This is a genomic window from Pseudomonas sp. GP01-A4 (assembly GCF_058780865.1).
Window position 1 is genome coordinate 1 of the sequence record NZ_JBYSWF010000063.1, and the last position, 23,953, is coordinate 23,953.

At 63.7% G+C, this 23,953-nt stretch carries 11 protein-coding genes; 5 read left to right on the forward strand and 6 right to left on the reverse strand.

The genetic code is table 11. The features are described 5' to 3' along the window. Positions 1-162: 162 nt before the first annotated feature. The 5 genes from AC3WKX_RS27120 to AC3WKX_RS27140 form a co-directional block, all read right to left on the reverse strand. Positions 163-936: an enoyl-CoA hydratase/isomerase family protein gene (locus tag AC3WKX_RS27120; RefSeq protein WP_008431696.1), complete on the reverse strand. Its 774-nt coding sequence runs from the start codon at positions 934-936 to the stop codon at positions 163-165. Continuing rightward, positions 933-2,090 (reverse strand): citronellyl-CoA dehydrogenase, encoded by a 1,158-nt coding sequence (gene atuD, locus AC3WKX_RS27125; protein WP_003209038.1) that lies wholly within the window; start codon positions 2,088-2,090, stop codon positions 933-935. The genes AC3WKX_RS27120 and atuD overlap by 4 nt, the downstream gene beginning before the upstream one ends. Positions 2,091-2,161: 71 nt before the next feature. Next, a complete protein-coding gene (atuC, locus tag AC3WKX_RS27130; RefSeq protein WP_008431693.1) occupies positions 2,162-3,778 on the reverse strand; it encodes a geranyl-CoA carboxylase subunit beta in 1,617 nt (538 codons plus the stop codon). Positions 3,779-3,781: 3 nt separating this feature from the next. Continuing rightward, the gene (locus tag AC3WKX_RS27135; RefSeq protein WP_102605695.1) at positions 3,782-4,654 is read right to left on the reverse strand and encodes an SDR family oxidoreductase; all 873 of its coding nucleotides are present in this window, start codon (positions 4,652-4,654) and stop codon (positions 3,782-3,784) included. Between the two features lie 12 nt (positions 4,655-4,666). Continuing rightward, positions 4,667-6,445: an acyclic terpene utilization AtuA family protein gene (locus tag AC3WKX_RS27140; protein ID WP_102605696.1), complete on the reverse strand. Its 1,779-nt coding sequence runs from the start codon at positions 6,443-6,445 to the stop codon at positions 4,667-4,669. A gap of 154 nt (positions 6,446-6,599) precedes the next feature. On the opposite strand from AC3WKX_RS27140, the gene AC3WKX_RS27145 reads away from it, so the two are divergent. The 3 genes from AC3WKX_RS27145 to AC3WKX_RS27155 all read left to right on the forward strand — a co-directional run bounded on the left by AC3WKX_RS27145 (position 6,600) and on the right by AC3WKX_RS27155 (position 9,191). Beyond that, the gene (locus AC3WKX_RS27145) at positions 6,600-7,223 is read left to right on the forward strand and encodes a TetR/AcrR family transcriptional regulator (protein ID WP_087695088.1); all 624 of its coding nucleotides are present in this window, start codon (positions 6,600-6,602) and stop codon (positions 7,221-7,223) included. A 99-nt stretch (positions 7,224-7,322) separates the two neighbouring features. Continuing rightward, the gene (locus tag AC3WKX_RS27150; protein ID WP_083853176.1) at positions 7,323-8,111 is read left to right on the forward strand and encodes a substrate-binding periplasmic protein; all 789 of its coding nucleotides are present in this window, start codon (positions 7,323-7,325) and stop codon (positions 8,109-8,111) included. A 66-nt stretch (positions 8,112-8,177) separates the two neighbouring features. Next, complete coding sequence (locus tag AC3WKX_RS27155) at positions 8,178-9,191, forward strand: GNAT family N-acetyltransferase (protein ID WP_102605697.1); 1,014 nt, start codon at positions 8,178-8,180, stop codon at positions 9,189-9,191. A gap of 138 nt (positions 9,192-9,329) precedes the next feature. Here AC3WKX_RS27155 and AC3WKX_RS27160 read toward each other — a convergent pair whose 3' ends face one another. Continuing rightward, on the reverse strand, positions 9,330-9,881 hold the full coding sequence (locus AC3WKX_RS27160; protein ID WP_003209024.1) for an RNA polymerase factor sigma-70: 552 nt from the start codon (positions 9,879-9,881) through the stop codon (positions 9,330-9,332). A 278-nt stretch (positions 9,882-10,159) separates the two neighbouring features. On the opposite strand from AC3WKX_RS27160, the gene AC3WKX_RS27165 reads away from it, so the two are divergent. Further along, positions 10,160-10,918 (forward strand): thioesterase II family protein, encoded by a 759-nt coding sequence (locus AC3WKX_RS27165; RefSeq protein ID WP_003209023.1) that lies wholly within the window; start codon positions 10,160-10,162, stop codon positions 10,916-10,918. Between the two features lie 60 nt (positions 10,919-10,978). Beyond that, positions 10,979-23,917: a non-ribosomal peptide synthetase gene (locus AC3WKX_RS27170; protein ID WP_102605698.1), complete on the forward strand. Its 12,939-nt coding sequence runs from the start codon at positions 10,979-10,981 to the stop codon at positions 23,915-23,917. Positions 23,918-23,953: the final 36 nt, after the last annotated feature.

Consider the following 23,953-nt stretch of genomic DNA (forward strand, 5'->3'; position numbering starts at 1 on the left):
CGGCCCACGCTCCAAAGCCGGAGTGAGGGCACACCGAGCCTAGGCGAGGTGCCGAGTGGTGGGGCAAGAGCGTTTTGGTTACTTTTGCGCTTTTCAAAAGTGACCCGCTGTAAGAGCGGAACCCATAGTCGCCATTACAAAAATAACGGATATGCCCCCGATTCATCGCGCCCACCCCGGCCTGCGCTTCTGCACAAACGCCTGAGTCCCCTCAACCCCTTCCTCACCACAAACCGCCTCGGCAAACCACTCGGCAGCCTGGTCCAACAACGGCCCCAAAACCTGCTCACCACTGGCCAGCAGCAACGCCTTGGTCCGCGCATTAGCCCCCGGAGCACACCGCAAAACCTGCCCCAACACCTCATCCAGCCGCTCCGCCAACGCCTGCGGATCGTGCTCCACAAAATGCACCAACCCCAACCGCAGCGCCTCAACCCCATCAAACCGCGCCGCCGTCAAAGCCAGCCGCCGCGCCTGGGTCAACCCGATACGCTTCACCACAAACGGCGCAATCTGCGCCGGCAATAACCCGAGGCCGGTCTCCGGCAACCCAAACTGCGCCTGATGATCCGCAATCGCCACATCACTGACACACACCAACCCAAACCCGCCGCCCAACACGGCACCCTCAAGCACCACAATCACCACCTGCGGCAGCGCCTCCACTTCCTGCAACAGCGTACCGAACGCCCGGTTCAACGCCTGCAAGCCACCCGCGGCCCCCGCGCGAGCCATGTCCTTCACATCGCCACCGGCCGAAAAATGCCCACCCGCGCCGCTGATAACCAACGCCCGCACGCTCTTGTCCCCAGCCACATCGGCCAGTACCGCACGCAGTTCGTTGACCATTTCCAGGCTCATGGCATTGCGGCTGTCCGGCCGATTGAGGGTCACATGCAGCACCCCGTTATGCGGTTCCAGCAACAACGTGTTCACGACTTCTTCCCCGGCAGGGTGCCCATCAATTTACAGATGATCCCCAGCATGATCTCGTCCGCCCCACCACCAATCGACACCAGCCGCACATCGCGATAAGCCCGGGCCACCGGGTTGTCCCACATGAACCCCATGCCGCCCCAATATTGCAGGCAACTGTCGCTGACTTCCCGGCCCAGGCGGCCGGCCTTGAGCTTGGCCATGGAGGCCAGGCGCGTCACGTCCTGGCCCTTGATGTACTGCTCGGTGGCCTGGTACACCAGCGCCCGCAGGCATTCGATTTCGGTGGACAGTTCGGCCAGGCGGAAGTGGATCACCTGGTTGTCGATCAGCGCCTTGCCGAAGGTCTTGCGTTCCTTGCAGTAATCGATGGTGCTGTCGATGCAGTACTCCAGGCCCTTGACCATATTGGCCGCGCCGAACAGCCGCTCTTCCTGGAACTGCAGCATCTGCATCATGAATCCCGCGCCTTCATGGCCGATGCGGTTGCGCTGGGGGATGCGCACGTCGTCGAAAAACACCTGGGCGGTTTCCGAGCTGTGCATGCCGAGCTTTTCCAGGGGCGGGCTGACGCTGATGCCAGGGGTGTTCATCGGCACCATGATCAGCGACTTGTTGATGTGCGGCTTGTCGTCCGAGGTGTTGGCCAGCAGGCAGATGAAGTCGGCGCTCGGTGAGTTGGTGATCCACATCTTGCTGCCGTTGATCACGTAGTCGGTGCCGTCCTTGCGGGCATGGGTTTTCAGCCCGGCCACGTCGGAGCCGGCGCCGGTTTCCGAGACGCCGATGCAGCCCACCTGTTCGCCGCTGATGGCCGGGCGCAGGAATTCTTCGCGCAATTCATCGGAGCCGAAGCGGGCGAGGGCCGGGGTGCACATGTCGGTCTGCACGCCGATGGACATCGGGATGCCGCCGCAGCGAATGCTGCCGAACTCTTCGGCGGCGACGATCGAGTAGCTGTAGTCGAGGCCCATGCCACCGAATTTTTCCGGCTTGGAGATACCCAGCAAACCGAGGTCGCCGGCCTTGCGGAAGATCTCGTGGATCGGAAAGCGTCCGGCCTTTTCCCACTCATCCACATGCGGGTTGATCTCGCGCTCGACAAAGCCACGGACGGTGCGACGCAGTGCTTCGTGTTCCTGGGTGAAGATCATTTTTATTGTTCTCCCTATGGGGGCGCGGGGCGTCCCGGGCTGCATTCCCACGCGGAGCGTGGGAACAATCATCAAAACCGCGCTGCACCAAAGCTGTTGGGCTGTAGTTGCCGCACCTCGGCCTCGTGGCAGATGTCCAGCAGAAACCCGAGCAAGGTCCGTGTATCCCGTGGGTCAATCAGCCCGTCGTCCCATAGGTTTGCGCTGCCGTAGAGGGCGGTGGACTGGCTGTCGAGTTTCTGTGCGGTGACCTGTTCGAGCATGTCGAGCACCTTGGGGTCGGGCACCAGGCCGTCTTTCAGTTGCTTGGCTTCGGTGACGATCCGCAGCACCTTGCCCGCCTGGGCGCCGCCCATCACGGCGGTGCGACTGTTGGGCCAGGCGAAGATGAAACGCGGGTCGAGCCCACGGCCGCACATCGCATAGTTGCCGGCACCATAGGAGCCGCCGACGACGATGGTCAGTTTCGGCACCCGGGCATTGGCCACCGCCTGGATCATCTTCGCGCCGTGCTTGATCACGCCTTGCTGTTCCGACTCGGTGCCCACCATGAAGCCGGTGGTGTTGTGGAAGAACAGCAGCGGTGTCTGGCTCTGGTCGCACAGCTGGATAAATTGCGCGGCCTTGCTCGCACCCTTCGGGGTGATCGGCCCGTTGTTGCCGATAAAGCCACAGGCGCGGCCCTGGATATGCAGGTGGCCGCAGACGGTGTGCGGGTCGAACTCGCCCTTGAATTCGAGGAAGTTGGAAGCGTCCGCCAACCGCGCGAGGATTTCGCGCACGTCGTAGGGCTTTTTCGGATCGTCGGGGATCAGCCCCAACAGCTCGTCAATCGGGTACAGCGGCTCGCTGTAAGCGCGCTTTGGCACAGGCGGCAAGCGGTCATCCCACGGCAACAGGCTGACAATCTCACGCACGATGCGCACGCCGTCAGCGTCGTTTTCCGCCAGGTATTCAGCGGTGCCGGCGGTTTGCGCATGCATCTCGGCGCCGCCCAGTTCTTCATCGGTGGCGACTTCGCCGGTGGCGGCCTTGAGCAGCGGCGGGCCGGCCAGGAACAGCTTGGCCTTGCCACGCACCACCACCACGTAATCCGAAAGACCCGGCTGATAAGCGCCGCCCGCCGTGGCCGAGCCATGCACCACGGTGATCTGCGGCAAGCCCATGGCCGACATCCGCGCCTGGTTGGCGAAGCTGCGTGCGCCTTCGACGAAAATCTCGGCGGCGTAGTTGAGGTTGGCGCCGCCGCTTTCTGCCAGCGTCACCACCGGCAGTTTGTTTTCCATGGCGATCTGTTGCAGGCGCAGGGATTTTTTCAGGCCCGAGGGGGAAATGGTCCCGCCCTTGATCGCGCTGTTGTTGGCCACCACCAGCATGCGCACGCCGCTGACGTAGCCGATGCCGGCGATCAACCCGCCCCCAGCGGCGCTGCCGTCTTTGTCATCGTGCAGTTTGTAGCCGGCCAGGCTCGCCAGTTCGAGGAACGGCGCGCCGGGGTCGAGCAATAAATTCAGGCGTTCCCGTGGCAGCAGTTGCCCGCGCTTGTCGAACCTGGCCTTGGCTTCGGCGGCCTTGCCCAGCAGGTTTTGCTCCAGCTGGCGCAATTGATTGACGCCCGTGAGCATCGCTTCGCGGTTCTGCGCGAATTGCGGGCTGTGGGCGTCGAGTTGCGAGTCGATCACCGGCATGGCTTATTTCTCCTCCTTGAGCACGTCCGGCAAGTAAGCCCGGTGGAAACCATTAAAGGACACGCTCGGCGGTTGCGCCTTGTGCAGCGGCCATGCGCGGCTGCCCAGGCTGGCGGCGCCGTCGATGCGCAAGGTGCTGCCGCTGACGAACGCGGCGGCGGGGCTGAGCAAGAACACAATCGCCGCGCTGACTTCCGATTCGGTGCCGATGCGCTTGAGCGGTACATGCTCGCGCAAGGTCGGGATCACCGCCTTGAATGCGCCTTCGTAGGTGTCCATGCCGCTGGAGGCAATCCAGCCCGGCGCCACGGCGTTGACCCGCACCCCCGCGTAACCCCATTCAAAGGCGGCGGTCTTGGTGAAGTTGTCCATGCCCGAACGTGCCGCACCGGAGTGCCCCATGCCGGGCATGCCGCCCCACATGTCGGCGAGCATGTTGACGATGGATCCGCCGTGCTTGCTCATGCTCTGGTTGAACACTTCCCGGGCCATCAGGAAACCGCCCACCAGGTTGGTGCGCAACACGGTTTCAAAGCCCTTCTGGTTGATCGACGCGAGCGGCGAGGGGTACTGGCCGCCGGCGTTGTTCACCAGGCCATGAATCGGGCCGTGCTCCTGCAGGACCTGGCCGACCAGCGCCTTGACCGCTTCTTCATCACGAATATCGCAGGCCTGCCAGCTGGCGCGACCGCCGTCCTCACTGATCTCCGCGGCCACCGTTTGCAGTTTTTCCGGCTTGCGCCCCACCAGGATCACATGGGCGCCGAGGGCTGCCAGCTCGTGGGCGGTGCAACGGCCAATGCCACTGCCGCCGCCGGTAACGATGATGGTCTGCCCCTGGAACAGGTCGGCTTTGAAGATCGAGTCGAAGGCCACGGCGCGGGTCCTTTAAGTGAATTGATCGGCAATGTGCTGCGGCACGGCAATCGGGATTTCCAGCAGTTGCTGGGCGAAGGCCTTGCCTTGGGGATCGATGCGCAGGCTGGCAATCCCGCCACCACCCAGGGCGTTTTCCAGCAGGAAGTTCAGGCTGTGGCTGCCGGGCAAATACCAGCGCTCGACGCGGCCGTGGATCGGGTCGAGCACGTGGCTCATCCAGTCGACGATCACTTCGGGCGTCAGCGCCTCGGCGATCCACGGCAGGTACTCGGGCTCGCGGGCGATCACCCCGATGTTGCTGTGGTTGCCCTTGTCGCCGGAGCGGGCGACGGCCAGCTTGACCAGCGGCACGTTGGCGTCGGCGCGGCCTTGGGGTTTGGGCGGGTCGATCAATGCGATCGAGGTGTTCAGCGGTTTGGTGACGGGCAATTCGCAGGCATGCCGTTCGCCAAGGAAGTCGACCTGCAATTGGCAGGCGCTTTTATCGATCAGGAATGAAAACAACCGAATCAGCGGGTACACCGTAGGTCGCCCGCCGACGATTCCGGTGAGCCCCGGCGCCATGCCGGTGGCCGCCTGGGCAATCTCCCGGGCGAACAGCACCAGCGCCTGTTTGCTGGGGTGACGCACCGCCAGTTTCACCACCACTTCGCGGCAGTCCTGGCGTTGGGCATGGGGGCCGTAGGTGGCTTCGCTGCCCAGCAGTTCGATGTTGATGTCGGTGTAGGGCGCCCAGCCGCGCTGGCTGAACAGCTCTGAGGTCTTGTTGATGATCGCCTGGCTGACCCGTTCGGCCTTGGCCACCGCGTCGATCCCGGCGATCAGGCAACTGGCGGTGCAGCGAAAACCATCCGGGTAGGTGGCGCTGATCTTGTACTGGTCGGTGGGCGGCAGGCCTCTGGCGCCGTGCAGGTGCACGCGGTTTTTGCCTTGTTGCCGGAGCTTGACCTGGCTGAAGTCGCAGATCACGTCGGGCAACAGGTAGGCGCGCGGGTCGCCGATTTCATACAGCAGTTGCTCGGCGACGCTCAGTTCGCTGATCAGTCCGCCGGTGCCCTCGACCTTGCTGACGGTGAACTGGCCGTCGGCACTGACCTCCACAATCGGGAAACCGATGTGTTCGTAGTCCGGCACCTCCCGCCAATCGGTGAAGTTGCCGCCGGTGCACTGCGCGCCGCATTCGATGATATGCCCGGCCAATGCCGCCTGGGCCAGGCGGTCGTAATCCTGCCAGGACCAGTCGAACTCATGCACCAGCGCCGCGCTGACCACCGCGCTGTCCACCACACGGCCGGTTATCACGATATCGGCACCCAGCTCCAGCGCCTGCACGATACCGGGCGCGCCGAGGTAGGCGTTGGTGGATACGCACATCGGCGGCAAGGGCGCGCCGCTGAACATGTCGGTGACGCCGTGCAGTTGCTTGAACTGCGGTAGCAGGTCATCCCCCAGCAGTACGGCGATCTTCAACGGGATTCGGGCCTGGTCGCAGGCCGCCTGCAACGCGGCGGCGCAGGCCTGGGGGTTGATCCCGCCGGCGTTGCTTATCACGCGGATGCCCTGGCGCTGGATATCCGCCAGCAGCGGCGTCAGCACCTCGACGAAATCCGTGGCATAGCCGGCCTGGGGATCTTTCATTCGCGCTCCGGCGAGGATCGACAGGGTGACTTCCGCCAGGTAGTCGAACACCAGGTAATCCAGCGTGCCGCCGTGCACCAACTGCGCGGCGGCGGTGCAGGTGTCGCCCCAGAAGGCGCTGGCGCAGCCGATGCGTACCGTCTTGTTCATGGGGCGTCCTTCCTCTGGTTTGCTGGCACCCACACTACCAAGCAAGCGCTTGGTTTGTAAACTCTGGTCATAACTTTGCCCCAAGCGCTTGCTTGGTTGGCTGCCACGGCCTAAATTGCCGCCCAAGACGTAACCAGAAGTTAAGGAGAGCAGCATGGATGAGCAAAAAGCCCTGCGGGTGATGCGCACCATGGTCGACGCCGGCCAATTGACCGACCCCGACAGTGCCCGTGGCAAGCTGCTGCAAACCGCGGCCCACCTGTTTCGCAACAAAGGTTTTGAGCGCACCACCGTGCGTGACCTGGCCGGCGCGGTCGGGATCCAGTCCGGCAGCATCTTTCATCACTTCAAGAGCAAGGACGAAATCCTGCGGGCGGTGATGGAGGAAACCATCCACTACAACACCGCCCTGATGCGCGCTTCCCTGGCCGAGGCGAGCAACGTGCGCGAGCGGGTGCTGGCGCTGATTCGTTGCGAATTGCAGTCGATCATGGGCGGCAGTGGCGAGGCCATGGCGGTGCTGGTGTATGAATGGCGTTCCCTGTCGGCCGAGGGCCAGGCCCAGGTGCTGGCCTTGCGCGATATCTACGAAGAGATCTGGTTGCAGGTGCTGGGGGAGGCGAAAAACGCCGGTTACATCAAGGGCGATGTGTTTATCACGCGGCGTTTCCTGACGGGCGCCTTGTCCTGGACCACCACCTGGTTTCGCGCCCAGGGCAGCATGACCCTGGAGCAACTGGCCGACGAAGCCTTGCTGATGGTGTTGAAAGCTGACTAGCCCTTTCGCGCAAGCTATTAATTGTGTGGCAGAAAGTTGTCTCGATAGACAAAAACGCCTAGCTTAGCGGGATCAAAGTTTTCGACGGTGTGTGCCTTGATGTTTTCGCCTTGGCGATTGGCTGCAGGACTCTCAATATGGGCACTTGGCGCACTGTGGCTGATGCCTGCCTCGGCCGCCCAACTGGTGAGGGTCGGTGCTGCGCATTTCCCGCCATACACCGTGCGCCCGGAGCAGGGCGCCGACACCGGGTTGCTGCCGCAACTGGTGGAAGCCTTGAACGCCCTGCAAACCGACTACCAGTTTGTGCTGGTACCCACCTCGATTCCCCGGCGTTTTCGCGACTTCCAGCAAGGTCGGGTGGACATGGCGATCTTCGAAAACCCCAAGTGGGGCTGGCAGGATATTGCCCACACCGATGTCGACATGGGCCTGGAGGATGCGGAAATCTTCGTGGCCCAGCAGGAGCCCGGTCGCGACCAATCGTATTTCGCCGACCTGACCGGCAAGCGCCTGGCGGTGTTCAGCGGCTATCACTACGCGTTCGCCAACTTCAACCCCGACCCCAAGTACATGGCGGAGCACTTCAACGCCACCTTGACCTATTCCCACGACAGCAACCTGCTGATGGTCGCCCGGGGCCGGGCCGACATCGCCCTGGTGACGCGTTCCTACCTCAGCGATTTCCTGGTGCGCAATGCCGATACGGCGGGGCAGTTCCTGGTGTCCGAGCGGATCGACCAGGTGTACCACCACTATGCGTTGCTGCGGCCCAAGGCGCCGATCACGGGGCCGGCGTTCGCCGGGCTGCTCAAGCAGCTGAGGGACAACGGCCAGTTGCTGAAGATCTTCGAGCCTTACCGCATCGATGTAATGCCGGTACCGTGATCGTCTAAATTTTTGCCCTCGGCTCACGTCACTTGTTGAACTGTCGACGATTCGTGAGCCCATCCCATGTCCAATCTGAATGACCTGTCAGTGCTGCCCTTGCCGGCGGGACCCGCCCTGAATGCTGATGAAACTGATAGCCGCCTGAGCCTCACCCTTGAGGGCCAGCCGCTGATTCGCCTGCGCCTTGAGCGGGGTGATGAGGTGCAGGTGCATTTGCAGGAGCCCGCCAGTGTGCCGGCTGCCCGTGCCTTGTGGGCGGCGTGTTATTGGCTGTTTGCCAGGGAGCCCGGGCGTCAGCGACTGGTCTGGTGTCTTGAGCATGCGCCGGAAGATGCCTTGCGCAGTGGGTTGCTGGTGGCGACCGGGGTTGCCGGGCAGTTTCATTGCGAGCGCACGTTGTTCTGGCAGTTGCCGCAACCGTGGCTGGGGCAATCTCTCACGGGGACTTATCCGCAGCAGATGATCATCAGCGGTGGCAAGCGTCATCCTGCCCGTGCGCCGAAGCCGCGGGGCGAGGTGTATCGGCGGTTTGATGCGCGGCTGGGGGCGTGGATTTCACTGCGTACGGTGGAGATTGATGTTGATCTGGCGCGCTTCAATCGTTGGCAGAACAGTGCGCGGGTGGCGAATTTCTGGCAGGAAACCGGCAGCCTGGAACAGCATCGGGAGTATCTGGACAAGCTGGAAGCGGATCCCCATGCGTTGACGTTGATTGGCTGTTTCGATGATGAGCCGTTTGCTTATTTCGAGGCGTATTGGGCGAAGGAGGATCGGATTGCGCCGTTTTATGATGCGACGGATTACGATCGCGGGATTCATATGCTGGTGGGCGAAGAGCACCACCGTGGTCCGCACAAGGTAGCGAGCTGGTTGTCGGCGCTGGTGCATTACTTGTTTCTCGATGATCCGCGTACGCAGCGTGTGGTGGCTGAGCCTCGGGCGGATAACGGGAAGATGATTGGGCATATGCAGAATCAGTGTTTCCACTGTGAGAAGGAGTTTGATTTTCCTCATAAGCGGGCGGCGTTGATGATTCTGGGGCGGGAACGGTTTTTTGAGCGGTGTGGGTTGGTTTGACTGAGCAAAAAATCTGAGTGCACGAAGATCAAATGTGGGAGCGGGCTTGCTCGCGAAAGCGCAGTGTCAGTCAATGCATGTGTGACTGATCCACCGCTTTCGCGAGCAAGCCCGCTCCCACATGGGATGTGTGGCGCGTCAGGCCCGCCGCGCAAACGTGTCGCTATGGGTCCCGGAAACCTTCCGGCAATGCACCAGCGCATCGCGAATCATAAAGTTCACCAACGTCGGTGAAACCCCCAGCTCCTTGGCAATATCCTTCTGCGGCACCCCGTGCAGCCGGTACATCTCAAACGCATAACGCGTGCGCTGAGGCAACTCGGTCAAGGCGTCGGCAATGTTCTCCAGCGTCGAAAAGTTGATGTGCGAGGTCTCAGGTGAAGCGCCGTGAATAACCACATTCAAGCCTTCCTCTTCCGTGCCGGAATATTTCAGCTCCAGCGCCTGCTTGCGGTAGTGATCAATAGCCAGGTTGCGCACGATCTGGAACAGGTAACTGAGCTGCGCCTTGAACGATGACGTGATGGTGGGGGCCGATTGCAACCGGAAGTAGGCGTCTTGCACCACGTCTTCGGCGCGGGATCGGCAGCCGGTAATACGCGCTGCGATCTTGACCAGGATCAGTCGATTGTCGACGAAGGCCTGGAGTAGGGGTGAGTCGCACCTGCCTGTGGATACTTGTTCCGTCATGGAAATCACCTTGTTGCAAGAGAAGGTTGGGGGAGGGCGTCCTTGCTGAGGCCTCCTACACATCGGGCAACAAATTATGCTTAATGATAATGATTGTCAAATGAGAAGACGAACTAATCTTATGCTTTATCGAGAGGTGTGAACGGCGTCTCGCTGACTAATTATTTCCCGGTGCCATCCGTTCTCATGGGTGAAAGGCCAGTTAACAAACCGGCCAAGGATCAGCGCCTGGAGGAGGACAAAATGGGTTTTTATCGTGTGAGCGGGAGTGGTCTGAAATGAACACGCCGGCTCGATTACGCCTGTTTTGCCTGCCTTACTCCGGCGCCAGCGCCATGGTCTACAGCCGCTGGCGGCGGGCGCTGCCGGAGTGGTTGCAGGTGCGGCCGCTGGAGTTGCCGGGGCGCGGCATGCGCATGGACGAGCCGTTGCAGCGCGATATCAAAAACCTGGCCGGGCAACTGGCTGATGAGATCCGCGCCGAGCTGGACGGCCCCTACGCCTTGTTCGGCCACAGCCTCGGCGGCCTGCTGGCCTTCGAACTGGCCCATGCCCTGCGCGAACGGGGCGCGCCGCCGCCATTGGCGCTGTTTGCCTCGGGTACCGCCGGCCCGGCCTGTCGCGATGTCAGCGAATACGCCATCGAGAAAAACGACGAACAACTGATCGCCCGCCTGCGGGAACTCAAGGGCACGGGCGAAGACGTGCTGGCCAACGCCGAACTGATGCAGTTGATGCTGCCGATCCTGCGGGCCGACTTCCTGCTGTGCGGCAGTTTCGAATACGGCGAGCGTGAGCCGCTGAGCCTGCCCATCCATGTATTCGGCGGCAAGCAGGACACGGTGCGCGCCGATCAACTGCTGGACTGGCAGCAAGACACCGCCAGCGGTTTCTCCCTCGACATGTTCGACGGTCACCACTTCTTCCTGGTGCAGCACGAGAGTTCCGTACTGCGCTGTGTGCGGCGTTACGCCGACGAACACCTGGCCCGCTGGCGCAACGACGCCGCGCGGCAGATGGCCCGGGCAACCGGCTGAACAAGCCCCCGGCCACACATTCCCCGATTTCCCAGTAAGCCGATTTCAGGCAGGAACCCCATGATGGACGCCTTCGAACTTCCCCGCACCCTGGTTCAGTCCCTTCAACGCCGCGCCGCGCAAACCCCGGATCGACTGGCGTTGCGCTTCCTTGCCGAGACGGCCGAACAGAGCGTTGTCCTCAGTTACCGCGACCTCGACCTGCGCGCCCGCACCATTGCCGCCGCCTTGCAGGCCGACGCCGGGCTGGGCGATCGTGCGGTGCTGCTGTTCCCCAGCGGGCCGGATTACGTCGCGGCGTTCTTTGGTTGCCTGTACGCCGGGGTCATCGCGGTGCCGGCCTATCCGCCGGAGTCCGCCCGCCGCCATCATCAGGAGCGGCTGCTGTCGATCATTGCAGACGCCGAGCCGCGGTTGCTGCTGACCACGTCCAGCCTCGGTGATTCGCTGGCGCAACTCGAAGGCGCGCCGCAGTTGCTTTGCGTTGACAGTCTCCATGTTGAAATCGCGGGCAATTGGATCGCGCCCAACTTGCAGGACGATGACATCGCCTTCCTGCAATACACCTCCGGCTCCACTGCGTTGCCCAAGGGCGTGCAAGTGACCCACGGCAACCTGGTGGCCAACGAATTGCTGATCCGTCACGGCTTCGGCATCGACCTGAACCCCGACGACGTGATCGTCAGCTGGTTGCCGCTGTACCACGACATGGGCCTGATCGGCGGGCTGCTGCAGCCGATCTTCAGCGGTGTGCCGTGCGTATTGATGTCGCCGGCGTACTTCCTTGGCCGGCCATTGCGCTGGCTCGAAGCGATCAGCGAATACGGCGGCACCATCAGCGGCGGGCCGGACTTCGCCTATCGCTTGTGCAGCGAGCGAGTCAGCGAATCGGCATTGGATCGCCTGGACCTGAGCAAATGGCGCGTGGCGTATTCCGGCTCCGAGCCGATCCGCCTCGACACCCTCGAACGCTTCGCCGAGAAGTTCGCCGCCTGCGGTTTTACCCCGAACAATTTCTTCGCCTCCTACGGCTTGGCGGAGGCCACCTTGTTCGTTGCCGGCGGCACCCGTGGCCACGGCATCCCGGCCCTGCGCCTGGACGAACAGGCTCTGGCCGCCAATCGCGCCGAGCCAGGGCAGGGCGCGGCGATCATGAGTTGCGGCACCAGCCAGCCCGAGCACGCGGTGCTGATTGCCGACCCCGCCACCCTGGCGACGCTCCCCGACAATGCCGTCGGTGAAATCTGGGCGACCGGCCCGAGCATCGCCCATGGTTATTGGCGCAACCCTGAAGCCACCGCCAAGACCTTCGTCCAGCACGAAGGCCGTACCTGGCTGCGGACCGGCGACCTCGGGTTTATCCGCGAAGGTGAAGTGTTCATCACCGGCCGGCTGAAAGACCTGCTGATCGTGCGGGGCCACAACCTGTATCCCCAAGACATCGAGCAAGCCATCGAGCGTGAAGTGGAAGTGGTGCGCAAGGGCCGGGTCGCCGCGTTCGCGGTGAATGACCAGGGCCTGGAAGGCATTGGCATCGCCGCCGAAATCAGCCGCAGCGTGCAGAAAATCCTGCCGCCGGAAGCACTGATCAAGGCGATTCGCCAGGCGGTGGCCGAAGCCTGCCAGGAAGCGCCGAGCGTGGTGGTGCTGCTCAACCCCGGTGGCTTGCCGAAAACGTCCAGCGGCAAGGTGCAGCGCTCGGCCTGCCGCACACGCCTGGCGGACGGCAGCCTCGACAGTTATGCGCAGTTCCCCGGCGTGCAGGCGCCGGTCGGCGATGCTGTCCTGCAATCCGAACTGCAAAACCAGATTGCCGCGATCTGGTGCGAGCAATTGCAGGTGACGCAGGTCGCCGCCGACGATCACTTCTTCCTGCTGGGGGGCAACTCCATCAGCGCCACCCAGGTCGTCGCCCGGCTGCGGGAAACCCTCGGCCTGGAACTGAACCTGCGCCTGTTGTTCGAAGCGCCCACCCTGGCTGCCTTCGCCACCAGCGTCGGGCAATTGCAGCAGGACGGCGGCGTGGCCCAAGGCGCAATCCATGGGTTGTCGCGACAGGAAGACCTGCCGCAATCCCTCGCGCAAAACCGCTTGTGGATCACCTGGCAACTCGACCCGCACAGCAGCGCCTACACCATTCCCGGCGCCTTGCGGTTGCGCGGCGAGCTGGATGAAGACGCGGTGCGCGCAACCTTCCAGCAACTGATCCAGCGCCACGAAGCCCTGCGCACGCGCTTCTTCGAGCGCGATGGCCAGGCCTTCCAGCGGGTCGACGCCAAGGCTGATTTCGATCTGCAAGTCATCGACCTCAGCGATTTGCCTGCCGCCGAGCGGGAAGCCCGTGCCAAGCAGATTCGTGAAGACGAAGCCCGCACCCAGTTCGACCTGGAGAAAGGCCCGCTGCTGTGGGTAACGCTGGTACGCCTGGATGACGAAGACCACCAACTGCTGGTGACCCTGCACCACATCATCGCGGACGGCTGGTCGCTGAACGTGTTGATCGACGAATTCTCGCGACTGTACGCCGCTGCGTCCCAGGGCCAACCCCTGGAGCTGCCAGCGCTGGCCCTGCAATACGCCGACTACGGAAGTTGGCAGCGCCAGTGGCTGGCCGAAGGCGAGGGCCAGCGGCAACTGGCTTACTGGAAACAACAACTGGGCGACGAGCACCCAACCCTGAGCCTGGCCACCGATCACCCGCGTTCGGCGCAGCACCTGCGCAGTGCCTCGCGTCACAGTGTGCGTGTGAGCGCGAGCCTCGGCGAAGCCATTCGCAAGACTGCCCAAAGCCACGAATCCACGCCGTTCATGCTGTTGCTCGCGGCGTTCCAGAGCCTGCTCTATCGCTACAGCGGCCAGCGCGATATCCGCATCGGCGTGCCCAACGCCAACCGTCCGCGCCAGGAAACCCAAGGCCTGATCGGGTTCTTTATCAACACCCTCGTACTGCGCGCCGAACTGGATGCGCGCCTGCCCTTCGCCGAGTTGCTGACGGCAACCCGCACCGCAGCGCTGGGCGCCCAGGCCCATCAGGACCTGCCTTTCGAACAACTGCTGGAAGCCTTCCCCCAAGCTCGGGAACAAGGCCTGTTCCAGGTGATGTTCAACCACCAGCAGCGTGACCTCGGCGCCCTGCGCCGCTTGCCGGGCCTGCTTGCCGACGAGCTGGCATGGCACAGCCGCGAAGCCAAGTTCGACCTGCAACTGCACACGGAAGAAGACCGCAACGGGCGCCTGAGCCTGTCCTTCGACTACGCCGATGAGCTGTTCGACGCCGCCACCATCGAACGCCTGGCCGGACACTTCATCAACCTGCTGCAAGCCATCTGCGAACAGCCGCAACAGGCCATCGGCGACCTGAAGCTGTTGCACGCCGACGAGCAGCGCCAACAACAGCAGTGGAGCGCTGCGCCGTGCACACCGGCGCAGCGCTGGCTGCCGGAACAACTCAACCAACACGTCTCGGAACGCACCGCACTGGTGTGGCAGGACGGCAGCCTGACCTTCGCGCAATTGCACACCCAGGCCAACCGCCTGGCCCATTACCTGCGGGACAAAGGCGTGGGCCCGGACGTGTGCGTGGCCATCGCCGCCGAGCGTTCGCCGCAACTGCTGATCGGCCTGCTGGCAATCATCAAGGCCGGCGGCGCCTATGTGCCGCTGGACCCGGATTATCCCGCCGAACGCCTGGCCTACATGCTCAAGGACAGCGGCGTGCAACTGCTGCTGACCCAGACTTCACTGCTGGAACAACTGCCCACGGCGCAAGGCGTGTGCGTCATCGCCATGGACAGCCTCAAGCTCGACAGTTGGCCGACCCACGCGCCGGGTTTGCACCTCAATGGCGACAACCTCGCCTATGTGATCTACACCTCCGGCTCCACCGGCCAGCCCAAGGGCGTGGGCAACACCCATGCCGCGCTGGCCGAGCGCTTGCAGTGGATGCAAGCCACCTACCAATTGGATGAAACCGATGTGCTGATGCAAAAGGCGCCCATCAGTTTCGACGTGTCGGTGTGGGAGTGTTTCTGGCCGCTGATCACCGGTTGCCGCCTGGTGCTGGCCGGCCCCGGCGAGCATCGCGATCCCCATCGCATCGCGCAGTTGGTGCAGGAACACGGCGTGACCACGCTGCACTTTGTGCCGCCGCTGTTGCAGCTGTTTGTCGACGATGCGTTGGCTGCCGAATGCACCAGCCTGCGTCGCCTGTTCTCCGGCGGTGAAGCGCTGCCTGCCGAGTTGCGCAACCGGGTGCTGGCGCAGTTGCCGGCGGTGCAGTTGCACAATCGGTATGGCCCCACCGAAACCGCGATCAACGTGACGCACTGGCATTGCCAGGCCGAGGACGGCGAGCGTTCGCCGATTGGCCGGCCGCTGGGCAATGTGATTTGCCGGGTGCTGGATGATCAGTTCGAGCCGCTGCCGGCGGGTGTGCCGGGTGAGTTGTGCATCGGTGGCATCGGCCTGGCCCGGGGTTACCTCGGGCGTGCGGGGCTGACCGCCGAACGCTTTGTCGCCGACCCGCTGGGTGAGGCGGGCGCACGCCTGTATCGCACCGGTGACCGCGTGCGCTGGAGCACCGATGGGGTACTGGAATATCTCGGGCGCCTGGATCAGCAGGTCAAACTGCGTGGCTTCCGTGTCGAGCCTGAAGAAATCGAAGCCCGCCTGCTGGCTCTCGACGGCATCGCCCAAGCGGTGGTGCTGGTGCGGGAAACCGCAGCCGGTGCGCAGTTGATCGGCTACTACACCGCCAGCGAACCGTTGGATGAACAGGACGTAAAAACCGCCCTGGCCGCCGAGCTGCCGGAGTACATGGTCCCGGCGCAATTGATGCGCCTGGACGCGATGCCCCTGAGCCCAAGCGGCAAACTGGATCGTCGCGCCTTGCCGGAACCGGTGTGGCAGGTACGTGAGCACGTCGAACCTGAAACAGCGCTGGAACAGCAAATCGCCGCGATCTGGCGTGAAGTCCTGGCGCTGCCACGCATCGGCCTGCGGGACGACTTCTTCGCCCTTGGCGGCCATTCGTTGCTGGCGACGCAAATCATCTCCCGCACCCGCCAGGCCTGTGACGTCGAACTGCCGTTGCGCACGCTGTTCGACGCCAGCGAGCTGGGGGCTTTCGCCGAGCAGGTCCGGCTGATCCAGGCCGCCGGGCAACGTAACCAACAGCTGGCCATCGGCAAGGTCGACCGCAGCCAACCGGTGCCACTGTCCTATTCCCAGCAGCGCATGTGGTTCCTCTGGCAGATGGAGCCCGACAGCCCGGCGTATAACGTCGGCGGCATGGCGCGCTTTCGCGGGGTGCTGGACGTGGGCCGTTTCGAGGCGGCGTTGCAGGCCTTGATCATGCGTCATGAAACCCTGCGCACGACTTTCCCGAGCATCAATGGCGTGGCGCAACAGAAGGTTGCGGCGCAAACCGGCGTGCGCATGGATTGGCAGGATTTCTCGGCGTTCAGTGAGGCCGAGCGGCAACGGCGTGTGCAACAACTGGCCGACCATGAAGCCCACTCGCCGTTCAATCTGGAAACCGGCCCACTGCTGCGCGCCTGCCTGGTCAAGGCCGGCGAGCAGGAACATTACCTGGTGCTGACCCTGCACCATATCGTCACCGAAGGCTGGGCCATGGACATCTTTGCCCGTGAACTCAGCGCGCTGTACGAAGCCTTTATCGACGACCGCGAATCGCCACTGGCGCCACTGCCGGTGCAGTACCTCGACTACAGCGTGTGGCAGCGCCAGTGGCTGGAGGCCGGCGAACGCCAGCGCCAACTGGATTACTGGACCGCGCAACTGGGCACCGAACACCCGCTGCTGGAACTGCCGGGCGACCGTCCGCGGCCGCCGGTGCAAAGTCACCAGGGCGAGCTGTACCGTTTCGATTTGAGCGATGACCTCGCCGCCCGCGTGCGTGCCTTCAACGCCGAGCGTGGCCTGACCCTGTTCATGACCATGACCGCCACCCTCGCGGTATTGCTCTACCGCTACAGCGGCCAGACTGACCTGCGCATCGGTGCGCCGGTGGCCAACCGGATTCGCCCGGAAAGCGAAGGGCTGATCGGCGCATTCCTCAACACCCAGGTGCTGCGTTGCCAGCTCAACGGGCAGATGAGTGTCGGCGAACTGTTCGACCAGGTTCGCCACACCGTGATCGAAGGCCAGTCCCATCAGGACCTGCCTTTCGACCACCTGGTGGAAGCCCTGCAACCAACCCGCAGCGCGGCGTACAACCCGCTGTTCCAGGTGATGTGCAACGTGCAGCGCTGGGAATTCCAGCAGAGCCGCACCCTGGCCGGGATGACCGTCGAATACCTGGCCAACGACGCCCGCGCCACCAAGTTCGACCTCAACCTGGAAGTCACTGACCTCGATCATCGCCTGGGTTGCTGCCTGACCTACAGCACCGACCTGTTCGACGAGCCGCGCATTGCGCGCATGGCGGCGCATTGGCAAAACCTGCTGGAAGCCTTGCTCGGCGATCCGCAACAGCGCCTGAGTGAGTTGCCGTTGCTGGAGGCTGGCGAACAGCGCGCCCTGCAAGACAGCCTCGGCATTGAGGCTGGCGAGCATCGCCTCGACCAGTGCATCCATCACCTGTTCAGCGAGCAGGCCCTGGCCCGTGCCGATGCACCGGCGTTGACCTTTGCCGGGCAGACCCTGAGCTACAGCGAACTCGACAGCCGTGCCAATCGCCTGGCCTGGATGCTCCGCGAGCGCGGCGTGGGCCCGCAGGTGCGGGTCGGCCTGGCGTTGCCGCGTTCGCTGGAGATGGTGGTTGGCCTGCTGGCAATCCTCAAGGCCGGCGGCGCCTATGTGCCGCTGGACCCGGAATACCCGCTGGACCGCCTGCACTACATGATCGAAGACAGTGGCATCGGCCTGTTGCTCAGCGATGCCGCGATGTTCGACGCATTGGGCGAACTGCCTGAGAGTGTCGGCCGCTGGTGCCTGGAAGAGGACCTGCTGACCCTGGCGGACTACCCGGCAAGCGAGTTGCCTTTCATCAGCCTGCCGCAACATCAGGCCTACTTGATCTACACCTCCGGTTCCACCGGCAAGCCCAAGGGCGTGGTGGTGTCCCACGGCGAAATCGCCATGCATTGCCAGGCGGTGATCGAGCGCTTCGGCATGCGCCCGGATGACTGCGAGCTGCACTTCTATTCCATCAACTTTGACGCTGCCACCGAGCGTCTGCTGGTGCCGTTGCTCAGTGGTGCCCAGGTGGTGTTGCGGGCCCAGGGCCAGTGGGACGCGGAAGAAATCTGCGGGCTGATTCGTCGGCACCGCATCAATATCCTGGGCTTCACCCCAAGCTATGGCAGCCAGTTGGCGCAATGGCTGGCCACGCAAGACCAGACCCTGGCGGTGCGCATGTGCATCACCGGCGGTGAGGCCCTGACCGGCGAACACTTGCAGCGCATTCGTGCGGCATTCAAGCCGGCGCTGTTTTTCAACGCCTATGGCCCGACTGAAACCGTGGTGATGCCGTTGGCCAGCCTGGCCCCGGAAGCCCTGGAAGAGGGCGCCGGCAGCGTGCCGATCGGCAGCATCATCGGCGCGCGTGTGGCCTACATTCTGGATGCGGATCTGGCGCTGGTGCCGCAAGGCGCGACGGGTGAGTTGTACGTCGGCGGTGCCGGCCTGGCCCAGGGGTATCACCAGCGTCCGGGGATGACGGCGGAGCGGTTTGTCGCGGATCCGTTTGCCACGAACGGCGGTCGCCTGTATCGCACCGGCGACCTGGTGCGCCAGCGTGCCGATGGCCTGGTGGAATACCTCGGTCGTATCGACCATCAAGTGAAGATTCGCGGGTTCCGCATCGAGCTGGGGGAAATTGAAACCCGCCTGCTGGAACACCAGGCGGTGCGTGAAGCGGTGGTGTTGGCGCTGGACTCACCGAGCGGCAAACAGTTGGTGGCCTATCTGGTCAGCGACCAGGAGCAGGGCGCGCTGCGTGAATCCCTCAAGGCGCATCTGAAAGCGCAGCTGCCGGACTACATGGTGCCCGCGCACCTGATCTTCCTCGACAGCATGCCGCTGACCGCCAACGGCAAACTCGACCGCCGCGCCTTGCCGCAGCCGGACCCCGAGGCGAATCGTCAACAGTACGTGGCGCCGCGCAACGAGCTGGAGCAAACCCTGGCGGCCATCTGGTGCGCGGTACTGAACGTGCAACAGGTAGGCCTTGACGACAACTTCTTCGAGTTGGGCGGCGACTCGATCCTGTCGATCCAGGTGGTCAGCCGGGCCCGGCAGGCGGGGATTCATTTCAGCCCGCGTGATTTGTTCCAGCACCAGACCGTGCAAACCCTGGCCGCCGTGGCGACCCGCAGCGAGCAGGTCAGCGCCGAACAAGGCGTGTTGACCGGCGCGTCCGGGCTGACGCCGATCCAGCACTGGTTCTTCGACACCGACATCCCGGAGCGCCAACACTGGAACCAGGCATTGCTGCTGGAGCCGGTTCAGGCCCTGGAACCTCATCGCCTGGAGCAAGCGTTGCTGGCGGTGCTGGAACATCACGACGCCCTGCGCCTGAGCTTCACCCAGCGCGACGCCCAATGGCACGCCGAACACTTGGCGGTGCCGGAAGGCGGCCTGCTGTTGCAAGCCCAGGTAGCGGACATGGAGCAGTGCAGCGCGCTGTTCACCGACACCCAGCGCAGCCTCAACCTCGCCCATGGCCCGTTGTTGCGCGCGCTGCTGGTGGACGGCCCGCAAGGCCAGCGCCGGCTGCTGATCGCGATCCATCACCTGGTGGTGGACGGCGTTTCCTGGCGGGTATTGCTCGAAGATTTGCAGACCGTGTATCGCCAGTTGAGCGACGGCCAGCCGGTCAACCTGCCGGCCAAGACCAGCGCCTTGCGCGACTGGGCGGCGCGGTTGCAGGCGTATGCCGGCAGCGAATCCCTGCGTGAGGAGCTGCACGTGTGGCAGCAACAGTTGGCCGGCCCTGCCGTTGAGTTGCCGGTGGATCGCCCACAGGGTTCGCTGCGCAATCGCGACGCCGATACCGTCAGCGTGCGCCTGGATGTCGAGCGCACCCGCCAGTTGTTGCAGCAGGCGCCAAGTGCCTACCGCACCCAGGTCAACGATTTGCTGCTGACGGCCCTGGCCCGTGTGCTGTGCCGTTGGAGTGGCCATGAATCCGCATTGATCCAGCTGGAAGGCCACGGCCGCGAACCGCTATTCGACGAGATCGACCTGACCCGCAGCGTCGGCTGGTTCACCAGCGCCTACCCGCTGCGCCTGACCCCGCTGCATATCGAAGAGGCCGCCGGGCAGGGCGCCTCGATCAAGGCGATCAAGGAGCAACTGCGCGGCGTGCCCCACAAAGGGTTGGGTTATGGCGTGCTGCGCTACCTGGCCGACGACCTGTGCCGCCAGACCATGGCCGCGTTGCCGACCGCCAGTATCACCTTCAACTACCTCGGCCAGTTCGACCAGAGCTTTGGCGCCGACGCACTGTTCCACCCGCTGGACGAGTCCGCCGGGATCGCCCACGACCCGGACGCGCCGTTGCCCAACGCGCTGAGTGTCGACAGCCAGGTGTACGGCGGTGAGCTGGTGCTGCGCTGGACCTTCAGCCGCGAGCGTCACCACAGCCAGACCATCGCTGAACTGGCGGACGCTTACCTGGCGGAACTGCAAAGCCTGATCGAACATTGCCTCAAGGCAGACGCGGGCGGCCTTACGCCGTCGGACTTCCCGCTGGCGCACCTGACCCAGGGGCAACTCGATGCGCTGCCGGTGCCGGCCAATGCCATCGAAGACGTGTACCCGCTGACCCCGATGCAGGAAGGCTTGCTGCTGCACACCCTGCTGGAACCGGGCACCGGCCTCTACTACATGCAGGACCGCTACCGCATCAACAGCGCCCTGGACCCCGAGCGTTTCGCCCAGGCCTGGCAGGCGGTGATCGCCCGTCATGAAGCCTTGCGCGCCTCGTTCTGCTGGAACGTCGGCGAAGACATGTTGCAGGTTATCCACAAGCCCGGCAGCACGCCGATCGAGTACCTCGACTGGAGCCAGGAGCCGGAAAGCGAGCAGGAACCGCGCCTGCAAGCGTTGCTGAAAAACGAGCGTGAAGCCGGTTTCGATCTGCTTAACCAGGCGCCCTTCCACCTGCGGCTGATCCGCGTAGGCGAAGCCCGCTACTGGTTCATGATGAGCAACCACCACATCCTGATCGATGCGTGGTGCCGCTCGCTGCTGATGAACGATTTCTTCGACATCTACATGGCCCTCGGCGAAGGTCGCGAAGCGCAACTGGCGACGCCACCGCGTTACCGCGATTACATCGCCTGGCTGCAACGCCAGAACCTCGCCGAGGCGCGCCAGTGGTGGCAGCAGAACCTGCAAGGGTTCGAACGCACCACACCGATTCCGAGCGACCGGCCGTTCCTGCGCGAGCATGCCGGCCACAGCGGCGGCATGGTGGTAGGCGACTGCTACACCCGCCTGGATGTGCGCGACGGCGCGCAATTGCGCGAGCTGGCCCAGGCTCATCAATTGACGGTGAACACCTTCGCCCAGGCGGCATGGGCCCTGGTGCTGCGGCGCTTGAGTGGCGATCGCGACGTGCTGTTCGGCGTCACCGTGGCAGGGCGCCCGGTAGAAATGCCCGAGATGCAGCGCACTGTCGGGCTGTTTATCAACAGTATCGCCTTGCGGGTCAAGCTGCCGGAGGACGATCAGCAGTGCAGCGTGCGCCAATGGTTGAGCGGCCTGCTCGACAGCAATATGCAACTGCGCGAGTACGAGTACCTGCCGCTGGTGACCATCCAGGAGCACAGCGAACTGCCGAAAGGCCAGCCGCTGTTCGACAGCCTGTTCGTGTTCGAGAACGCCCCGGTGGAAGTCTCGGTACTGGACCGTGCGCAAAGCCTGAATGCCACCTCGGATTCCGGTCGCACCCACACCAACTTCCCGCTGACGGCCGTGTGCTACCCGGGCGATGACCTGGGCTTGCACCTGTCCTACGACCAGCGTTATTTCGATGAAACCACCGTGCAAGGCATGCTCACTGAATTCAAGCGGCTGCTGCTGGCGCTGGTGCAGGGCTTCCATGGCGACATGGCCGACTTGCCGCTGATTGGCGAGCAGGAGCGTGAGTTCCTGGTGGACGGCTGCAACCAGAGCGAGCATGAGTATCCGCTGGAGCGCAGTTACATCGAGCTGTTCGAAGCCCAGGTGGCACAGCATCCACAGCGGATTGCCGCCAGTTGCCTGGATCAGCAATGGACCTACTCTGAGCTGAACCGGCGCAGTAACCGCCTGGGTCATGCGCTGATTGCCGCGGGTGTCGGGCTGGACCAACCGGTGGCGTTGCTGGCTGAACGTAATCTGGATTTGCTGGGCATGATCATCGGCAGCTTCAAGGCCGGCGCGGGTTACTTGCCGCTGGATCCGGGGCTGCCGACCCAGCGCTTGAGCCGGATCATCGACCTCAGTCGTACGCCGTTGCTGGTGTGCACCGAGGCTTGTCGGGAACAGGCGGATCTGTTGCTGGAAGAGTTTGCCTGTGGCTCGCGACCGAGGCTGCTGGTGTGGGAGGAGCTGGTGGGTTCAGAGCAGAACCCGGGCATCTACAGCGCGCCGGATAACCTGGCCTACGTGATCTACACCTCGGGCTCCACTGGCCTGCCCAAGGGCGTGATGGTCGAACAGCGCGGCATGCTCAATAACCAGTTGAGCAAGGTGCCGTATCTGCAACTGACTGAGCACGATGTGATCGCCCAGACCGCCTCGCAAAGTTTCGATATCTCGGTGTGGCAGTTCCTTGCGGCGCCGCTGTTCGGGGCGCGGGTGGACATTGTGCCGAATACCATTGCCCATGATCCGCAAGGCTTGCTCGCTCACGTCCAGGCCCAGGGCATTACCGTGCTGGAAAGCGTGCCGTCACTGATCCAGGGCATGCTCGCCCAGGAGCGCATGAGCCTGGATGGCTTGCGCTGGATGCTGCCGACGGGTGAAGCGATGCCGCCGGAACTGGCGCACCAGTGGTTGCTGCGTTATCCGCAGATTGGCCTGGTCAACGCGTATGGCCCGGCGGAATGTTCGGACGACGTGGCGTTCTTCCGCGTCGACCTGGCGTCGACCCGTGGCACTTATCTGCCGATTGGTACGCCGACTGACAACAACCGGTTGTACCTGCTGGACGGCGCGCTGGAATTGGTGCCCCAAGGCGCGGTTGGCGAGTTGTGCGTGGCCGGGACGGGCGTGGGGCGTGGTTATGTCAGCGATCCGCTGCGCACGGCGCAAGCGTTTGTGCCGAATCCATTGGGTGCGGACCGGTTGTATCGAACAGGGGATTTGGCCCGCCGTCGCAGCGACGGTGTGTTGGAGTACGTCGGGCGCATCGACCATCAGGTGAAGATTCGCGGTTACCGGATCGAGCTGGGTGAAATCGAAGCGCGCCTGCATGAGCAGCCTGAAGTGCGGGATGCGGCGGTGGGCGTGCAGGAGGGCGTCAACGGCAAGCATCTGGTGGGCTACCTGGTGGCGGCGGATGCGCAGCTCAACCCGGGTGAGCGCCTCGATCGCATCAAGCAACGCCTGCGGGCCGAGCTGCCGGAATACATGGTGCCGTTGCATTGGTTGTGGCTCGACCGGTTGCCGCTGAACGCCAACGGCAAGCTGGACCGCAAGGCCTTGCCGGCACTGGAGATCGGCCAGTTGCACAGCCAGGAATATCTGGCGCCGCGCAATGAGCTGGAGCAGACGCTGGCCGGGATCTGGGCCGAGGTGCTCAAGGTCGAGCGCGTCGGCGTGCAGGACAACTTCTTCGAACTGGGCGGGCATTCGTTGCTGGCCACGCAGATAGCTTCACGGGTGCAGAAGACGCTGCAGCGGGATGTGCCGTTGCGGGCGATGTTCGAGTGCAGCACGGTGGAGGCGTTGGCGGGGTATATCGACGGGCTGGCGGCGAATGAGATCAGCGCCGAGAAGGTGGATCGGTTGAGTGATTTGATGGCGGAGCTGGAGGGTTTTTAACTCGGATCGCAACGCGCCACTCGTCGGGTGGCGCGG